This is a genomic window from Bacillus sp. SD075 (genome assembly GCF_017355165.1).
In the GTDB taxonomy this organism is placed as follows: domain Bacteria; phylum Bacillota; class Bacilli; order Bacillales; family DSM-1321; genus Peribacillus.
This window is the reverse complement of record NZ_JADILK010000034.1, coordinates 30,922-49,344: the sequence shown is the minus strand read 5'-3', so window position 1 is coordinate 49,344 and position 18,423 is coordinate 30,922. Positions and strand designations below refer to the sequence as shown.

Below are 18,423 nucleotides of genomic sequence, written 5' to 3'. Positions count from 1 at the left end.
GAACTGCTCACTAATAGCAGCACTTTAATAAGAATAATCAATCTTTATGACATATGTTTCGTCAAAAATGGCTCAGATTAATTCAGTCCTTTTACCCTTCTTTCACCTCTTCCATTGGCAACTGGACTTCGTTGTACTTCATTTCGTCAGAACTATAATTTTTTCTCATTTTAAACATGAGGAGAAAACCAATAGCCCACCAACCTGCAAAAATCATCCATTCATATGGCCAAATCAAAGCCGCTGGCATACCTGGTAAGTATAAAGCAATAAATCCTATGCTAAGAACCAATGCGATCCAGCCCACGATATTTGATTTTCCAGCACGGAAAGGTCTTATCATCTCAGGAGCATTTTTTCTCAATTGAACAAATGCAATTGCTACGAATAAATATGCCAATACAATAGCCAGTCCGCCAGCATCCACCAACCAAACTAACATAGGTCTCCCTAATAATGGACTAATCATGGATATAGCACCTATAAACAATACAGCATTTGTAGGCGTATTTGTTTTCGGGTGTAATTTACCAAACCAAGCTGGAATCATCTTTTTTTCCGCCATTGAATAAAGAACTCGGCTGCCTCCAATGATAAATGCATTCCAGCTCGTCATAATTCCTGCAACACCGCCTATTATCAAGATGGTTGCAAAAATGCTCGATCCATAGACTTTGGCCATTGCATCTGCCGTTGGTAATACAGAAGTTGATATTATATTTTTATCTAAAGATACTCCTACTGCGTATATAATAGCAATATACCAGATAACGGCAAGGCTTACTGAGAATATAAGGATTTTCCCAATTAATTTGGGCTCAACATTCATTTCTTCAGCTGTTTGAGGAATTACATCAAACCCCACAAACATGAATGGAGTCATGATCAGCACAGCTATGATTCCTACTGTGCCATCCAAAAATAGTGGTTTCGCATCTCCCAAATCACTAGTGAATCCGGCTCCAAAGATTAACATCAAACCAATGAGACCTATTACAATGGTTAAAACCATTTGGAGAATGGCTGCCGATTTCACACCAAAATAATTAATCAGTGTAACTAAAATGGAGCCTATTACCCCAACAAGCACCCATGTTAAATACACATCATATCCAGTAATAGAATACATGAATCCTACCTTATAATCAGGAAATACATATTCAATGACAGTTGGCAAAGCAACCGCTTCAAAAGCAACCACAGATATATAACCTAATGCGAGGGCCCATGATGCTACAAATGCAGCTTTTGGACCGACGCCCCTTAATACATAAGATAGAGCACCTCCAGCAGCGGGCATAGCTGAAGCTAATTCTGCATAGGTCAGACCTACAAAAGTGACCAATACTCCACCTATTAAAAATGCTATCATCGCTCCAAGTGTACCTGCTGATTCAATCCATGTACCCGATAATACTACCCAACCCCAACCAATCATGGCCCCGAATGCCAAAAATAATATATCTACCTTAGAAAGAACTTTATTTAGACTTTTAGTTTCTTTAATGGTAATCCATCCCTTTCTTGAAAGACTATAGTACAAAACAAAAACTTAGGAACCTTTTTCAAAGAAATAATGATAGAAAAGCGTTTGGTTGATATGTATAGAGCTTATGGACATTTCTGAATCATAAAGTGTTGAAATTAAGGAATAATTGGTTATGTATCTGAATCCACCAAGTACATCTATACCTGACTATTTTCCCAAATAAAAACATCCTCTCTCACTAAAATTTATACATATTTATACATAATAAAAGCAATATCCATGCCAAAAAAAGAATAGTTATTTTAGTAGGGTTTAACGCTTTTATGAATCCAAAACGATTCGATACTGAATCATAAATTCATTTTTTGATTCACATATTAATTATTTACCCTTTTCGATTCACAATCGAATTAAAAAATGACAATTTAATTGTTTTCTTTTAAATTTTCGACACACGTATATACAGAAAAATAACAGGGATAAAAAAAAAGATGCTAAAATCCAAATAATGATTTCTTGGCATCTTCCATTTTTTTTCACTGAGAATGATTTTAAGTAAATTACCGGCAGACCCCAAATGCCCTTCCGCCATTAATCAAAGATCTATGTACAAGCGTCGAGAAATATCGATATGTATATATATGTTGTATATAAAGTCACTATATGATATGTATGTACCCCTAATTAATTCAGTTTTGAACTTTTGGGAAATGGATGCTGAATGTGGTTGAATTTTCATTGGAAACACAATTCATATATCCATCATTACTTTCAATGATCTTTTTACATACGTATAATCCAATTCCCGTTCCTAACTCCTTCGTTGTGACAAATGGCTCAAAAATAGATTCGATCAATTCACTGGCAATGGCCGGTCCATTATTTGAAATTCGAATGATTCTTTCATTCTCCTCAATTATAGAGTTTATCCTCAAAATTCTAGGATGTTCCTTATCCTTTAAGGCATCAATGGAATTTATAAAAAGATTTAAGAACACTTGTTTTAACCCATCCTTGCTCGCTGTCATGACAAAGTTTGGATAAACATCTATTTCCACATTAACGCTGGCATCCACAATATTTGCATAAGTCAGTTCTTGTATTTCTTCTATTAATTTTAACACGGAAATTTCCTCTCTTTGTTCCTCATTAAAATCAGATTTAGAGGTATGGAGGAATTGGGTTATCCTGAAATTCAACTGATTTAACTCATAATCAATGATATCCAAATATTTCAATTCAGGATTCTCCCGCTTCAGTAATTTATTGAACCCCATGATAGCTGTAAGAGGGTTTCGAAACTCATGAACAAAGCTTGATGATATCTGACCCAGTACCGCTAATTTATCTTTGTGGTTTTCACTAATATAAGACTTTTTTTCCTCAATCACTTCATTTGTTAGATTCGTATATCTCGTTACTGCATGGTAGCTGAACGTATCAAAGTGCAAGTTGATGTCATTAATGAATTGCTGCATATAATTAATTGGGATATTGGCTCCAAAAACATTTCTGATTATGATATTTCTCCCCAAATTGATATTATATAGAAAATCCCCAATGTTGATATTTGCTTCAAGACGTTCTTTGGCAACCTGGTAAGCCAATTTTATCAACACATTATCAGACAATACCTCCTTGAACGTTTGGATGACCAGCGAGTACATCCCATAACCATTTTCTTTAATCTTTTCTTTGTAGGGGTCTATTTCATTGATCTTAATCGTCTCGTTCCATTCATTTAAAAACACAGATTCATTTTCTTCCAAATATTGAATCAATACTTGTTTATATTTCTTATGTTCAGATGACAACTTCATACTATTGACCACACATCCCTTGCGGAATTTTAGTTACTATTTCAATAACATCATTCTATATGAGATTTAGATTTCCTGCACTCCATATTTTATTGTTTTTCAGGTGAAATGCAGCTTATAAAGGAAACAAGGTATGCTGGTCCGCATATAGTTACTGGCGTTAACAAAGAACCGACCAATTCAGGTCGGGAATTTACAATTGTCATAAAAAGGTGAATCAGCGTTCGTGTTTTTTTATATTTTGAAAGTTGATTCCATTTTTTTTCATTTTTCTATAAAGGGTATTTCGGCCGATGCCGAGTTGTTTCGCGGCGCTACTGATATTTCCATTTGTTCGTTCCAATGCATTTCTGATTAGCTGGGTTTCTTGTTCTTGAAAGTTTCTAGGTTCTCGATCGGCATTTGCCTCTTCCTTATGTGTAACGGAAGAAACAGGACAAAGTGCCACAAGCAAGTCCCTTCTAATCGGACCATTATCAGCTAGGAATGCAGCCTGACCGAGTACATTTTGTAATTCACGGAAATTTCCTGGCCACGAATATTCCAAAATGAATGTTTTAGCTTCATCAGTTAGTTCGGTATGTTCGCTCTTATAAGGTAAATCCGCTAAAATGTATTCCGCTAACAGCAATATATCTTTACGACTCCTTAGATTTGGAAGTTTTAAAGATAATCCACAAAGGCGGAAAAATAGGTCCGCTCGGAATTCACCAGCTTCAATTTCTTTTTGTAAGTCTTTGTTGGTGGCCGCAATGACCCTTACATCAATGGGAATGGAAGCATGTCCTCCGACACGCGTCACACATCTTTCCTGAAGCACACGGAGCAGAGTCGCTTGTGCTTGAAGCGGCATATCCCCGATTTCATCCAAAAACAGGGTTCCGCCATCTGCCGCTTCGAACTTCCCCTTATGCCCGCTGCTTTTTGCGCCAGTAAAGGCCCCCTTTTCATACCCAAATAACTCACTTTCCAATAAGTTTTCGGGAATTGCACTGCAATTGATGGCGATGAATGGGTTATCACTTCTTAAGCTAACCCCATGAATGGATTGAGCGAACAATTCTTTTCCCGTTCCGCTTTCTCCAGTGATTAGCAAGCTGATATCAAGCGCTGCAGCTCTTTTAGCAATGGATATGGTTTGATTCATTTGCGGATCACTACTTATTATATCTGTAAATTGATAACGATTAGATGTTAAACCATCAATCAACTTTTGTTTTTTTAACCGTACGATCACGGAGGATTGATGTTCTATATTATTGCCAAGGGTTTGAACCAGGAATTCCTGGTCTTTAATTGAAACCGTCTGTTCTAAAACAAGTGGGTCTGTCCCTGTTATTATATTCGATACCGGTTTTTTCAATGTTCCTATAACATGCGACGCCGCTAAATTGAGATCTGTAACTTTCCCCTCTTTATCAATGGTCATTAACGGATCAGGGTATGAATCATAAATAAAATAAAGATTTTTCTCCCGTTTTTGTGTATGGGACAATAATAGTGCTTGTTTGATGCTATCAGCCACCCTCTGAACTAAACTAATGGAAAAAGGATGATAATTCTGTTGATGACTGCTTAAGTTCAAAACACCGAGCAGATACCCATCGGGATGATAAATGGGCGATGCTGCACAAGTAAGGAAATGGTTATCCTGATGAAAGTGTTGACTGCCATGAATCAATACTGGGTTTTTCTCTACTATGGCAGTTCCTATTGCATTTGTTCCTTTTGATTCCTCTAGCCAATTGGCCCCTTTTCTAAGGGAAACATTATCTGTATGGCGAATGAAAGCTGGATCTCCAACTGTTTCGATGATATATCCTTCAGGAGCAGCAAGTAATAATATGGACTCCAAACCATTAATCGACCGATAAACTTCTTCTAAAATAGGGGAAGAATGGTACAGGAGTTCTGCGTATCGATCGTGGTATTCGGCCAACTCAAATGCACCAAGCATATCTTCCTTATCCATCATGCTTGGCTGAAGCCCCTTAGAAATGCAGCGCTGCCACGATTCTTGAATAAATGCCGGTATGGTTCCTTTATCCGCGCTAATATTAACAGACATTGAATAATCCTCCCGTATGTATAATCCAGTAAAATGGCCACTGTTTTTATTCAATTTCATTAATGAAATTCTATGCAATCCAAAATTTCAGAGCATTTTGGATTCATTCATTCAATTTAATTATAACAGAAAATTCAGATATCCTCCAAAATGAAAACAGCCATCTGCGAACTACTTCACTTTTCTGTTCCATATTGAAACACCTGACTGTTCCAATATGGAACAGAAAGGCACATTCCCATATTCCTCTACCATCCTTCTTTAACTGGTTTCATTGGTTTTTTGTTATTGGCATAAGACTTGCATAATTAATATATGTCGAGAAATTGACTCCTTTTTGATAAGGGGGGAGGGAACGAATCAAGTAATCCCGTTTTTAATGATATTCAGACAGGCTGCAAGGCAGCTAAAGGGAATTGTATCGAAACCATAAGCTTATACATGATCCTTTTACTTAGAGTAACGCCATTGCACAGAATTTTATGATCGAACTTAAAATCCAAATGAAAAGGGGTATTATACATGGAACAAACAATTAGACTAAATCCACGGGTGCAAGAATTCTTGAAGGGCACTAAAAAGCTTTTGATTAATGGGGAATTGGTGGAAGCTGCTTCAAGAAAAACCTTTGAGACTCTCGATCCTTCAAACGGCAAGGTTTTAGCGGTTGTGAGTGAAGCAGGTCCGGAAGATGTAGATAAAGCTGTCAAAGCAGCCCGTAAGGCTTTCGACAGCGGTCCCTGGAAAAAAATGAGTGCATCAGAACGCAGTCGCCTCATTTATAAATTAGCGGACCTCATGGAGGAACACAAAGAGGCGTTAGCACAATTGGATACCCTGGATAATGGCAAGCCAATTGGAGAAACCACTAATGCCGATGTCCCGCTTGCAATCGATCACTTCCGTTATTATGCTGGATGGACCACTAAGATAGTAGGACAAACAATACCTGTTGCTGGGAATTACTTCAACTATACCCGTCATGAAGCGGTTGGAGTGGTAGGGCAGATCATCCCTTGGAATTTCCCACTGCTTATGGCAGCATGGAAATTAGGCGCAGCCCTAGCAACCGGATGTACGATCGTTTTAAAACCAGCGGAGCAAACGCCGCTTTCAGCATTATATTTAGGTCAATTGGCGCTTGAAGCAGGTTTTCCTCCTGGCGTTCTTAATGTCATACCTGGATTTGGGGAAACAGCAGGGTCACCGCTTGTAGACCATCCAGATGTCGATAAAATTGCCTTTACCGGTTCAACCTCAGTAGGGAAAATGATCATGCGCCAAGCTTCGGGAACTGTGAAAAAAATCTCGTTGGAATTAGGCGGAAAATCACCTAATATCATTTTACCGGATGCAGATATGAGTAAAGCCATTCCTGGTGCCTTAATGGGCATCATGTTTAATCAAGGACAAGTTTGCTGTGCCGGTTCCCGCCTGTACATTCAAAAGAAATCCTATGACAACGTGGTAGCCGACTTAGTGTCACATGCAAAAAACATAAAACAAGGGGCGGGTCTTGATCCATCTACTCAGATAGGGCCTTTGGTATCCAGTGATCAATTGGAAAGAGTGGGAAGTTATATTGAAAAAGGCAAGTCTGAAGGAGCCGAAGTGGTTACCGGGGGCAATTACGGACAAGGAGAGGGTTATTTTGTAGCACCTACAATATTTGCAGGCGTTGAAGATGAAATGACAATCGCAAAAGAAGAAATCTTCGGTCCTGTTGTAGCTGCCATGCCATTTGACGATTTGGATGATGTGATAAACCGTGCAAATAACTCTGAATATGGATTGGCTGCTGGTTTATGGACACAAGATGTAAAAAAAGCCCATTATGTGGCTAATGAATTAAAGGCAGGTACAGTTTGGGTAAACTGTTATAACGCCTTCGATGCAGCTTCACCATTTGGCGGTTATAAGCAAAGTGGAATCGGACGGGAAATGGGCAGTTATGCTTTGGATAATTATACGGAAGTAAAAAGTGTATGGATTAACTTAAACTAACGATAAGAGTAATCGCTCCAGATATTATTTTGGCTAAAAATATCGTGATTGACATGCATGTTGTCGATTCCTTAAATATTCGTAAAAAGGTGTACCAAAGTGCGTACTTTGGTACACCTTTTTTTGTTTTATAACTTTTATCATTGAGGCATGGACAAAAAGAGACCTTTCATTTTCGAAAGGTCTCTTTTTGTCCATTATCCATTACGTTCGATTTGCAACTTCTCTCTGTTTGCTTTTTCTTTTTCTATACTTTTCTGTCTTGAGGTCCCGGCAACCAGGATTCCAATCACCACTACCGCTTCAAATCCATATTTAATGAAGGGATTTGCAAAATAGTCGTGCATGAAGGGTTCAGCTACAATCATTTTAGCAGCTGTCCAACCTAGTATTCCCGCACCAATTATAATGATGGATGGGAAACGTTCAATCAGTTTCAGGATCAAAGTACTTCCATACATCACTACTGGGATGGATACAAGTAAGCCAATCACCACTAATGTGAAGTTACCATGAGATGCACCTGCCACCGCTAGGACATTATCCAATCCCATTAAAGCATCCGCTATAATAATAGTTTTTATGGCTGCCCACATAGAGTCTGCAGGCTTCAAATCATGTTCCTCTTCTTCGATAAGGAGTTTATAAGCAATCCATACAAGAAGTAATCCCCCTATTAAATGCAGTCCAGGCACTTCTAGTAGTACAACTACCAGCAGCGTTGCAATGATCCTTATCACTATTGCCCCTACCGCTCCCCAGATTATCACCTTTTTTTGCTGATCTTTTGGAAGCTTTCTTGCAGCCAATCCAATAAGGATCGCATTATCACCGGCTAGAACCAAATCTATCATAATGATCGCTAAAAGTCCTGAAATGAATTCACCTGTTAAAAAATCCAACACATTTTCCTCCTTTATACAAAAATAAAGAGACCTCTGCCATAAATGGCAAAGGTCTCGCTAAGCACTAAATGAACTAGGCCAATAAAGCCGGTGGAACTCCCACGTAATGACGACTTTATTTCAGGTTACCCTGACGCTACTCCCCTTCACGGGAATAAAGAATATGTAATTCTTTTGATATCTTTCCAATAGGAAACTACTAAGTAATTATATCACTAATCCAGTATACCAAAAATAGAAATAAAATAAAGAAAAAAATATGAGATAGGAAGGATATTCATGAACTTAACTTTGCCCGGATTCCTTCAACGGATGATCTCCATCCATCATGCCTTCTAGATATTGGCATAATTCGTTTCCTAGGTTCGGGATACCGCTCAAATCCTTCCCCCATAGATATTGATTACTTAAAGTGGCCTCTATCAATTGTCTAAGAGGGATTTCTCCCCTCTCATATCGAAGCCATTGTTCCTTGAAAAATTCAATCGTCTTAATATCATCTTTAACAACATAGTCTTTACCCGCGAAGCTTTTACCAATATAACTCCCCATTACTTCCTGAACCTTATAGAACCGGATCAGGCCCGAAAAACCTCTTACGATACAGTCGGGCAGCCTGCCTTTCGCCATATGATATTCCTCTAAAGTAGGCAGGAGACGAACCTTAAACTTCGAAATACTATTCAGCGAAATATCGGCCAGCAGATGATGTACAAAGGGATTCTTAAATCGCTCAAGAACACTTTTCCCATATAGCATCATCTCATTATGATCAAAGGGTAATGAAGGAATTATTTCCTCTTCGATGGAATTGCCCAGGAATCGCTTGAAATCAGGATGATCGATTGCCTGTTTTACTTCTTCCAATCCAGATAAAATCCCTAAAGGTGCCATCAGGGTATGTGATCCATTAAGAATCCGTACCTTCCTCATTTGGTAAGGCACTAAATCTTTAACCCAACGCACATTTAACCCGGATTGTTGTAAGGGAAGGCGTTCATCAATAGAAGGATCCCCTTCAATAGCCCATAAATGATAGGGTTCTGCCGTATTTAGCAGAGTATCCGTATATCCCCATGCTGCAAATAGCTTTTCCGCCTCATTTGCGGGGAATCCTGTAACGATACGGTCTACAAGCGAGTTTAAGAATTGATTGTCCCTGTCCAGCCACTCCATGAAGGGCTTTGGTAAATCCCAATCCCTGCTATGCTTAAGAACACATTGCTTCAATGAATCACCATTTTTCTCTAAAAGCTCACACGGAAGCATGGTGAGTCCTTTTTCCGCATCACCGTTGAAATGCAGATAACGATGATATAAAAAAGCAGTCAGTTTTCCTGGAAAAGATTCAATCGGGATTCCTTCTTCCAAAGGAATCGGCTGGTATTTGAGTCCTGCTTCAGTCGTGTTGGAAACCACAAATTCCAATGCAGGGTTTTCTGATAGTGCTAAAAATTCCATCCATTCTCCATATGGATCAATTACCTTCGAAAAAACGGAAATGATCTCTGTATGTTCCACTTTCTCCCCTTGGTGAAAACCACGTAACATTAATGTATACAATCCATCTTGCCGCTTCACTTCCTCTATTTTACCTTTTCCGGAAGGGCGAGGCTGGGTAAGTGCAATACTTCCCCGAAAGTGGCCTTGTTTATTACATTCATATATCATCCAATCAAAAAAGCCCCGAAGAAAATTCCCTTCCCCAATCTGCAATACTTTTATGGGAAAATCCATCATATGTGAATATTGGACAGCTTTTGTATCTTTACTTAGACCATTCAGTTGGCTTTTATTAAAGTTCATGACCAAAGAACTCCCTTCTAACGGAAATATCCAATTCGGAGTGTGATTTCAAGAGATTACCCTTACGACAGTAAACCTAACTTATGCTTATATTTCAACAATGGCCTTAATCACTTTAGCTTCAGGAGTTAACCACCCTTCAAACTGATTGATCATTTCATCCAAATGCGTGCGGTGTGTAATATACTGACCCATATCCAACTTTTCATTTTTCAGCGTATTCACGACATAATCAAAATCATCCCTTGTTGCATTACGGCTTCCCATTAATGTAAGCTCTTTACTGTGGAATTCAGGATCATTAAAGGAAATATCCGCTTTAACTAAACCTACATATATCAATCTTCCGCCGTGAGCAGGGTATTTAAATGAATCCATCATTGATTTAGCATTACCTGTCGCATCAAATACCACGCTTGGCATATCTCCATTAGTCAATTCAGCTAATTTCTCCATTGGATTCTCCAAAACGTTCAAAGTATAATCGACATTTGCCCATTTGCCTGCAAACGCAAGGCGTTCATCATTTACATCCATTGCGATCACCTTCGCACCCTGTTCTTTAGCGAATGCCATGACTCCCAAGCCAATTGGACCAGCACCAATCACAAGCGCAAATTCCCCTTTATGAATAGCAGCGCGCCTAACTGCGTGAGCCCCTATACTTAAAGGCTCTATCATTGCGGATTGGTCAAGGGTAAGACCCTCAGTTCTCACCAAATGATTATGAGGAACCGTCATCCACTCACTCATGCCTCCTTCTGCATGTACACCTAATACTTTCATATCCGTACAGCAGTTTGTTTTTCCACTTCTGCAAGCCAGGCATTTTCCACATTCCAAATAGGGGATGATCGAAACTTGATCCCCGACATTAAGCCCTGATACATTCTCCGGTATAGACTCAATATTACCGGAAAGTTCATGGCCAAGTATTCGAGGATAGCTAAAAAAGGGTTGATTACCACCATAAGCATGAATATCCGTTCCGCATATTCCTATGCGTCGCACACGAATCAAAGCTTCCCCTGAATTTGGAACTGGTTTTTCCGACTCGATCATCTTAAATTCAAAAGGTTGTTCACATACAATACTTTTCACTGAATAGCACTCCTTTATAATAACTTAATAGATATGTACACCTGTTAGAGGATGACGCCTTCTTTAAAGATGCTGATCTCCCTATATCCGAATTTTTCATTATTCGTTTTCTTTTTACCTGATGAAAGTTCAAGAATGTATTGGAATAAATCGTCCTTTAATTCATCGATCCTTTGACCTTCAATCAACAGCCCGGCATTATAATCAATCCAGTGTTTTTTACGATTGGCTAAATCTGAATTCGTTGCTATTTTCACAGTTGGCACCGGTCCGCCAAATGGTGTTCCCCTTCCCGTAGTGAAAAGAACGATATGCGCGCCCGCTGCTGCTAGAGCCGTCACCGAAATCAGGTCATTCCCTGGAGAATTAATCAAATTCAAACCATGCTTCACTACTCGTTCTCCATATGGGCTTACATCCACTACCGTGGCATGGCCTCCTTTTTGCGTGCATCCAAGTGATTTTTCCTCCAGCGTACTAATGCCGCCTTCCTTGTTTCCAGGTGAAGGGTTTTCATAAATTTCCTGATCATGGCGAATGAAATACTTTTTGAAATCATTAATAAGGCCAACGATCTTATTAAAGGTTTCTTCATCTCTTGCCCTGTTCATTAATATTGTTTCCGCTCCAAACATCTCAGGAACCTCTGTCAAAATCGTTGTCCCGCCATTTCCTACAATAAGGTCGGAAACCGCACCAACCAATGGATTAGCGGTAATGCCTGAAAAACCATCGGAACCCCCGCACTTCAAGCCTATTTTCAACTTTGAAACCGGCACGGGCATGCGTACGAACCCTTCCGCATATTCCACTAATTCTCCCATTAAACGTAAGCCGATCTCCAATTCATCATGAACCTCCTGGGCTTTTAAAAATTTAATCCGATTTGGAGGAAATTCGCCTATGACTTCTTTAAATGCTTCGATTTGATTGTTCTCACATCCTAATCCTACAACCAAAACCCCTGCAGCATTTGGATGTTGAGCCAAGGCAGCCAATAGTTTCTGTGTATGGGTCAAATCATCTCCCAATTGAGAGCAACCGTAGGGGTGGGAAAAGTGATGAATCCCATCAATTCGTCGATCTTTAAATTGCTCATTTCCCATTTTAGCGAGAACTTCACATGTTTTATTGATGCAACCAACCGTGTTGATGATCCAGATTTCATTCCGGATACCCACTTCCCCATTTTCACGGATATACCCTTGGAAAGTATGACTTTGACTTTGCTCTTTTGTATCTTGACTGCTTGGGTGATAGGAATAATCCAATATACCATGCAAACCGGATGCTAGATTATGGGTGTGAACCCAAGCCCCAATGGAGATATCTTCTTTAGCTTTTCCGATCGAGTAGCCAAATTTGATTACGTCCTCGCCTCGTTTTATCGGGTTCACTGACATCTTATGCCCTTTAGGAATGTCATCACTTGCCTTCATTTGGATCATTCCCCTGTCATATGTTTGAATCTGAAGGCTCTGCCCTTTTTGAATTCCCTCCAATGAAATGACAACATCATCATTTGAATGCAATTGAACAAATCTATTCATTTTGTCCCCTCCTTATCATGAGGTTGACGTTCAAAACCAAACGTCCCCCCCTTCAGAAAGCCCTTTCATTTCCCGCTTGAATGTTTTATATTTTTAAATCTATAATAATTTTAACATCAATTTTTGAAATATTAATTGCATATTTTGCTATAAATATACTCATTCTTGTTGTAATATACATTCAGGAGATGAACGAAATGAAAAAAATCCATAATGCATTAAATCATGATTTCCTTTTCCCCTTTTCTTTTGTCTATCAAGATACGAAAAGTCCTCAGAATGAATTGTCCGATCATATGCATGACTATTATGAAATTGTTTATGTTTATAATGGTAAGGGAACGTTTTTTATCGGTGATGTGTTTTATGATATGCAGCAAGGGGATGTATTCCTGATCCCGAATAATACCATTCATCGGGCATTACCCAATAAGGAGGACCCTGTCACCTCCACCATTATCTTTTTCAGCCCCACATTAATATATAAAGATATGGTTGATGATTCTTTTTCTTATTTACATTTGTTTGACCTGACAAAAAAGAGTAAGAATTATAAAATATCATTGCCGCAAAAGGAGCAAGTAAAGATGGAGGAACAGCTCCACCTCATCCTGCAAGAAACAACTAGCCAATCAATGGGCTCAAGGCACGCTTGTTTGCTGATCGTTCATCAAATCATACTTGCTTTATACCGTACCAGGATAAATGGCAAAGAGGATTTACCTGAGGGCAATAGTTATAGTTCAGAATGGATCAAAGATATTTTAATCTATATTCATGAACATATCGATGAAACATTGAATTTGACGATACTTGCACAAAAAGCTTTGGTCAGTCCCGCTCATTTCAGCAGGGTTTTTAAGGAAACGACTGGAATTGGGCTAATCGTGTATTTAAACACGAAAAGGATCATCAAGGCAAAGGAACTTTTACTGGAAACGAATTACACCATTGCCAATATTGCCGAAATTTGTGGTTTTGAAAGCATGCCCCAATTTTATCGTACCTTTAAGAAATACAATGAAAAGACGCCAGCTACATTTCGTAATGAAAATCGGATCCGCTAGGCATGCCTCAAAAACATGAAAAGTTTTGGTTCATTAAAAACGGAAGTGTCTTCCCTTGATATTTCCTTTGGGAGACACTTCCATTCTAACAATCTATTACGCAGGCCTTACTATCGGTCGTACAAAACGGATGACTGCAAGCGATGCAACGATGGCCAAGCCACCTGCAAGCAAGAATGCAACTGTGTATGTGCCTGAGGTATCGACAATGTATCCTGTTAACGTCGGTCCTATGATTCCTGCTGTATTTGCCAAGAAATGCATAAAACCTCCAACAGATCCAACATTACCAGGGTCGACAACATCGTTGACGATAGCCCAGTAAATGGCACCAGTCAAATATAGGAAGAAGACGGAAAGTGCGACAAGTGTTACCGCACTGACCGTTGTGGATACAAGTCCGGCAAAACCGATACATACCGCCGATAAGAACAAACATGTTACAAGCACGAGCTTACGTGAGAATAAAACACCTTTTTGAGCGAATTTTTTAAAGAAGAAATCCGACACGAATCCACCCAAAGCAAGTCCGATGAATCCAAAAATCCAAGGAATCACTGTAATGATACTCATATTTTCTACACTTAGGCCGCGTGCATCCACCAAATAGCTTGGGAACCAAGTTAAGAAAAAGAAGAGAATATAGTTATAAGAAAAAAAGGCTAGAGCTGTAAATAAAACCGTTTTTTGTTTTAAATAAAAGGTGAATTTCACCTTTTCTTCCGTTGTTGCCGCCACATAAGATTTCCCCGAATGTTTCTGTTCTTTTGACTCTTGTGGTTTTTCTTTAACGAACTTCCACCAGCAAATTGCCCATATAAGACCAATCACCATAATGGCAATGAAAGAAACTCTCCAGCCATATGAGATGGCAATAAACCCAACTATTGGACCTGCAATTGCGCCACCAAGCGGCGTTCCGCTATTCGTCAAACCAACGACAGATGCCCGCTGATTCGCTGGGAACCAGTTATTCACCATTTTATTGATGGTTGCAGAAAGAGGGCCTTCGCCCATCCCAAACAGTATGCGGATGACTATCATACTCGCAAAACCGACAGCCAGTACAAGTGCACCACTAAATAAAGACCAAACGATCATCGCCACGAAAAGCGTAAGCTTTGCACCCCATCTATCGGACGCCATTCCCCCAAGGAAGTTAAATATGGCATAACCAACTGAAAAGCTACTAAAAATAATTCCCATTTGTGTTGCTGTTAAAGATAAATCATCTTGGATGAACGGAGCTGCAATAGACAGTGCAGATCGGTCCAGATAATTTATTACCCCAGCCAAGAACAAGAAAACGATGACCATTCCTCTACCATTTGAAAACATAAAGTACCCCCCTATACGCTTCCATGAAGCTGCATTCATGGAAACGTTTCCATTTAATAACCAAGAGTAAAGCCTATATGACCTATAACTAAATCGGTTTAGAATTTCCGTAAAAAAGCGCTTTCTTTTTCACGGAAATTCTTACATCTGGTTCTAGCAAGAATTCCTTGAAAGCAAAGTCGGTTTCAAGCGATGCACGCTTGTATCCTCATTTCCTGTTTTATTGATCTGACTAAGCAGTAACTCTGCTGCCAGGTTGGCCATTTCAATGGCTGGCTGATTAACCGTTGTGATGGTCGGTGTATAGAAACTGGCATACGGTACATCATCGACTCCTATGACCGCTATGTCATCAGGTATGTTGATTTCGTGCTGTTTCATATAACGCAATACCTCATTAAGTACGATATCATTTCCTGCCAATATGGCTTCGGGCGGCTTTTCCAATTCGAAAAATTCTGAAAGTGCAACAGGAATTTCATCTACATTCACTGTTTTAATATATTCAGAATTGTATGGTATCCCATGTGACGCCAGTGAATCCTTGTACCCTTGGATACGCTCGATTCGAGGACTGATATCGCGTATTATTGAAGTGGTCATGATTGCAATGTTTTCAAAACCCTTTTCAATAAATCGGTCGATCGCTAACTTGGAAGCAAGGTGATTATCGAGCATGACTGTTGCGATATCCAATTCTTCGATCGTCCTATCCATGAAAACAATCGGGAACTGATCACTCTTCATACGTTGATATAAATCAAGATTGTCACCTGTGGGGAAAATGATGATCCCATCCACTTGTTTAGCTCTCAGCATTTCAATATAATTCTTTTCCTTTTCAGGGTTGTCATCTGCATTGCATACGATAATATGAAACCCTTGTTCATAAAAGTAGTTTTCTATCGCTCTAATAACTTGCGTTGAAAACGTGTGAAGGATGTTGGCTACCACCACCCCAACGGTAAAAGTGGATTTTTGTTTTAAACTGCGCGCTATTATATTAGGCTGATAGTTTAATTCTTCAATAGTTTCTTCAATTTTTTTCCTGGTTTTTTCACTCATATACTCATATCGCTTGTTCAGGTATTGGGAAACTGTGCTTTTTGATACTTTCGCATGATTGGCGACATCCGTAATTGTAATGGTTTTCATTTCATTCATTCCTGTCATGTGATTTCTTTTCTCTGCCTAATTCCATAAAACATAATGGCTTAGTATATAAGGAATATTCTATTATAATAAGTAAAGCTTTACAATCACCTTCTGATGCAGTAAAAAAGTCAATTTCCCATACCTTGTAACAAATTCAATCAACTAATGTACAATCGTCACTTAATTGCCTTTTTATTGGATCTGGATTCAGACGCCTGAGTATGCCATGAAGCCCCCATCGACTGGTACCGTAATTCCTGTAACAAAGCCCGAATAGGATTCATCAACGAGCCAAAGCAAGGTGCCAAGTAAATCTTCAGGCTGCCCAAAGCGCTTCATGGGTGTTGAAGTTATGATTTTATTTGACCTTGCCGTCAGGCTGCCGTCTTCATTAAGCAGAAGATCCCGATTTTGCTTCGTTAAAAAGAATCCTGGAGCAATGGCATTCACCCGTAAACCTTCTTCGGCAAAATGAACAGCCATCCACATGGTAAAATTATTTATCGAAGCTTTGGCAGCACTATATGCTGGTACTTTAGTCATTGGCGCGTAAGCACTCATTGAAGATATATTTAAGATAACTGGTGCTTCCACTTGCAATAACTCTTTCCCAAAAACCTGACTGGCCAAAAATGTACCGGTGAAATTGCTGGAAAAAACATGGGAGAAAGCATTTTCATCTAAATCAAAAAAGGATTTCCCTTCTGCTTCTTCCCCATATTTCTCTGGAGCTGTAATGGCATCAGGATGATTGCCTCCTGCTCCATTTATTAATAAATCCACTCTTCCGAATGTTTTTATTATTTTTTCCCTTGCATTCTCCAAGGAGGTTCTATCCAAAACATCTGCCGCAATGGATATCGCAGTGCCCCCTGTTTGTTCAATGAGTTCGACCACTTCCTGCCCCTTTTCGGCCGTTCTGTTCAATATAGCTATCTTGACACCATGACGGGCCAATTCCACAGCCATTTTGGAACATAAAACACCGCTGCCTCCTGTGATCACTGCCACCCTGTTCGATAAGTTTTCATGGATGGGAATCATGATTCCCCACCTGATTTACCTGCTTCATATGCATCCCATAATCCGAGCAAATACATGATTCCCAGTGCTCTGTCATATAAACCGTAACCTGGGCGGCAAACTTCACCCCATATATGGCGGCCATGATCCGGTCTGACATAACCAGTATAATTTTGCTTATTTAATTCTTCCACGACGCCCTGTATATTGATGGATCCATCCTGGGTATGATGGGATGTTTCCACAAAGTCACCATTTTCATAAATCTTCACATTCCGGATATGGGAGAAAGGCGAACGGTTTGCATACTTTTTAGCCACCTGGACCATGTCGTTTTCAGGGTTTGCCCCCATCGATCCTGTACACATCGTGAATGCATTCGATGGTGAATCCGAAATCGAGATCAGTTTTTCATAGCTCGACTCTCCGGTTATGATTCTTGGCAAGCCAAAAATGGACCATGGCGGATCATCCGGGTGTATTGCCATTTTTATACCACAAGCCTCTGCAACAGGTAATATTTCTTTTAGGAAGATTTCTAGATTCGCCCATAGCTGCTCTTCGTCCACAGATTTGTAAGCTTCGAATAATTCAGAGATTTGGTCCATTTTTTCTGGTTCCCAACCTGGTAAAGTTAAATCTGAAGCTTCAGTTACCGTACGAATTAAATCTTGTGGATCTAACGTATCCACTTTCGCCTTTTCATAAAACAGGGCAGTTGAGCCATCTTCCAAAGGATGGAACATTTCCGTCCGAGTCCAATCAAAGATCGGCATGAAGTTATAACAAATGACTTTCACTCCTGCTTCCGAAAGATTCCGGATCGTCTCTTTGTATTTCTCTATATATATCATGCGATCTTCGTTACCCAATTTAATCGATTCATGGACATTTACACTCTCTACGACATCCGTGTGAAAACCAAATGATTGGATATACTCGATTTCTTCTTTAATTTCTTCCTTTTCCCATACCTCACCAACAGGTTTTTGGTGTAGTGCCCAGACAATCCCTTTCACTCCAGGAATCTGTTTAATGTGCTCCAATGAAACAGTATCATTGTCTTTCCCGTACCATCTGAATGTAATGTTCATCAT

General features: G+C 39.5%; 13 protein-coding genes. 2 read left to right on the top strand and 11 right to left on the bottom strand.

Annotated elements, in window-relative coordinates; genetic code table 11:
- Positions 1-91 precede the first annotated feature (91 nt).
- The 3 genes from IOC57_RS18935 to IOC57_RS18925 form a co-directional block, all read right to left on the bottom strand.
- On the bottom strand, positions 92-1,513 hold the full coding sequence (locus tag IOC57_RS18935) for an APC family permease (protein ID WP_396020862.1): 1,422 nt from the start codon (positions 1,511-1,513) through the stop codon (positions 92-94).
- Between the two features lie 665 nt (positions 1,514-2,178).
- Positions 2,179-3,309 (bottom strand): histidine kinase N-terminal domain-containing protein, encoded by a 1,131-nt coding sequence (locus tag IOC57_RS18930; RefSeq protein ID WP_207440146.1) that lies wholly within the window; start codon positions 3,307-3,309, stop codon positions 2,179-2,181.
- A 217-nt stretch (positions 3,310-3,526) separates the two neighbouring features.
- Positions 3,527-5,377 carry a sigma-54-dependent Fis family transcriptional regulator gene (locus IOC57_RS18925; protein ID WP_207440145.1) on the bottom strand — a complete coding sequence of 617 codons (1,851 nt, stop codon included), beginning with the start codon at positions 5,375-5,377 and terminating at the stop codon, positions 3,527-3,529.
- Positions 5,378-5,899: 522 nt separating this feature from the next.
- Here IOC57_RS18925 and IOC57_RS18920 point away from each other — a divergent pair.
- Entirely contained in the window at positions 5,900-7,381 is a 1,482-nt protein-coding gene (locus IOC57_RS18920; RefSeq protein ID WP_207440144.1) for an aldehyde dehydrogenase family protein, read from the top strand.
- Positions 7,382-7,578: 197 nt separating this feature from the next.
- On the opposite strand, the gene IOC57_RS18915 is transcribed toward IOC57_RS18920, so the two are convergent.
- The 4 genes from IOC57_RS18915 to IOC57_RS18900 form a co-directional block, all read right to left on the bottom strand.
- Entirely contained in the window at positions 7,579-8,283 is a 705-nt protein-coding gene (locus IOC57_RS18915; protein WP_207440143.1) for a TerC family protein, read from the bottom strand.
- A gap of 288 nt (positions 8,284-8,571) precedes the next feature.
- Positions 8,572-10,092: a tagaturonate reductase gene (locus IOC57_RS18910; protein WP_207440142.1), complete on the bottom strand. Its 1,521-nt coding sequence runs from the start codon at positions 10,090-10,092 to the stop codon at positions 8,572-8,574.
- Positions 10,093-10,179: 87 nt separating this feature from the next.
- The gene (locus tag IOC57_RS18905; RefSeq protein ID WP_207440141.1) at positions 10,180-11,193 is read right to left on the bottom strand and encodes a zinc-binding alcohol dehydrogenase family protein; all 1,014 of its coding nucleotides are present in this window, start codon (positions 11,191-11,193) and stop codon (positions 10,180-10,182) included.
- A 44-nt stretch (positions 11,194-11,237) separates the two neighbouring features.
- Positions 11,238-12,743, bottom strand: a complete 1,506-nt coding sequence (locus tag IOC57_RS18900) for a UxaA family hydrolase (protein WP_207440140.1) — start codon at positions 12,741-12,743, stop codon at positions 11,238-11,240.
- Positions 12,744-12,940: 197 nt separating this feature from the next.
- Between IOC57_RS18900 and IOC57_RS18895 the strand changes: the two genes are divergently transcribed.
- Positions 12,941-13,810: an AraC family transcriptional regulator gene (locus IOC57_RS18895; protein ID WP_207440139.1), complete on the top strand. Its 870-nt coding sequence runs from the start codon at positions 12,941-12,943 to the stop codon at positions 13,808-13,810.
- Positions 13,811-13,906: 96 nt separating this feature from the next.
- Here IOC57_RS18895 and IOC57_RS18890 read toward each other — a convergent pair whose 3' ends face one another.
- The 4 genes from IOC57_RS18890 to uxuA all read right to left on the bottom strand — a co-directional run bounded on the left by IOC57_RS18890 (position 13,907) and on the right by uxuA (position 18,420).
- The gene (locus tag IOC57_RS18890; protein WP_207440138.1) at positions 13,907-15,148 is read right to left on the bottom strand and encodes an MFS transporter; all 1,242 of its coding nucleotides are present in this window, start codon (positions 15,146-15,148) and stop codon (positions 13,907-13,909) included.
- Positions 15,149-15,301: 153 nt separating this feature from the next.
- Positions 15,302-16,303 (bottom strand): LacI family DNA-binding transcriptional regulator, encoded by a 1,002-nt coding sequence (locus IOC57_RS18885; RefSeq protein ID WP_207440137.1) that lies wholly within the window; start codon positions 16,301-16,303, stop codon positions 15,302-15,304.
- Between the two features lie 207 nt (positions 16,304-16,510).
- On the bottom strand, positions 16,511-17,347 hold the full coding sequence (locus IOC57_RS18880) for an SDR family oxidoreductase (protein ID WP_207440136.1): 837 nt from the start codon (positions 17,345-17,347) through the stop codon (positions 16,511-16,513).
- A complete protein-coding gene (uxuA, locus tag IOC57_RS18875) occupies positions 17,344-18,420 on the bottom strand; it encodes a mannonate dehydratase (protein WP_207440135.1) in 1,077 nt (358 codons plus the stop codon). Before uxuA ends, IOC57_RS18880 begins: the two co-directional genes overlap by 4 nt.
- Positions 18,421-18,423 lie beyond the last annotated feature (3 nt).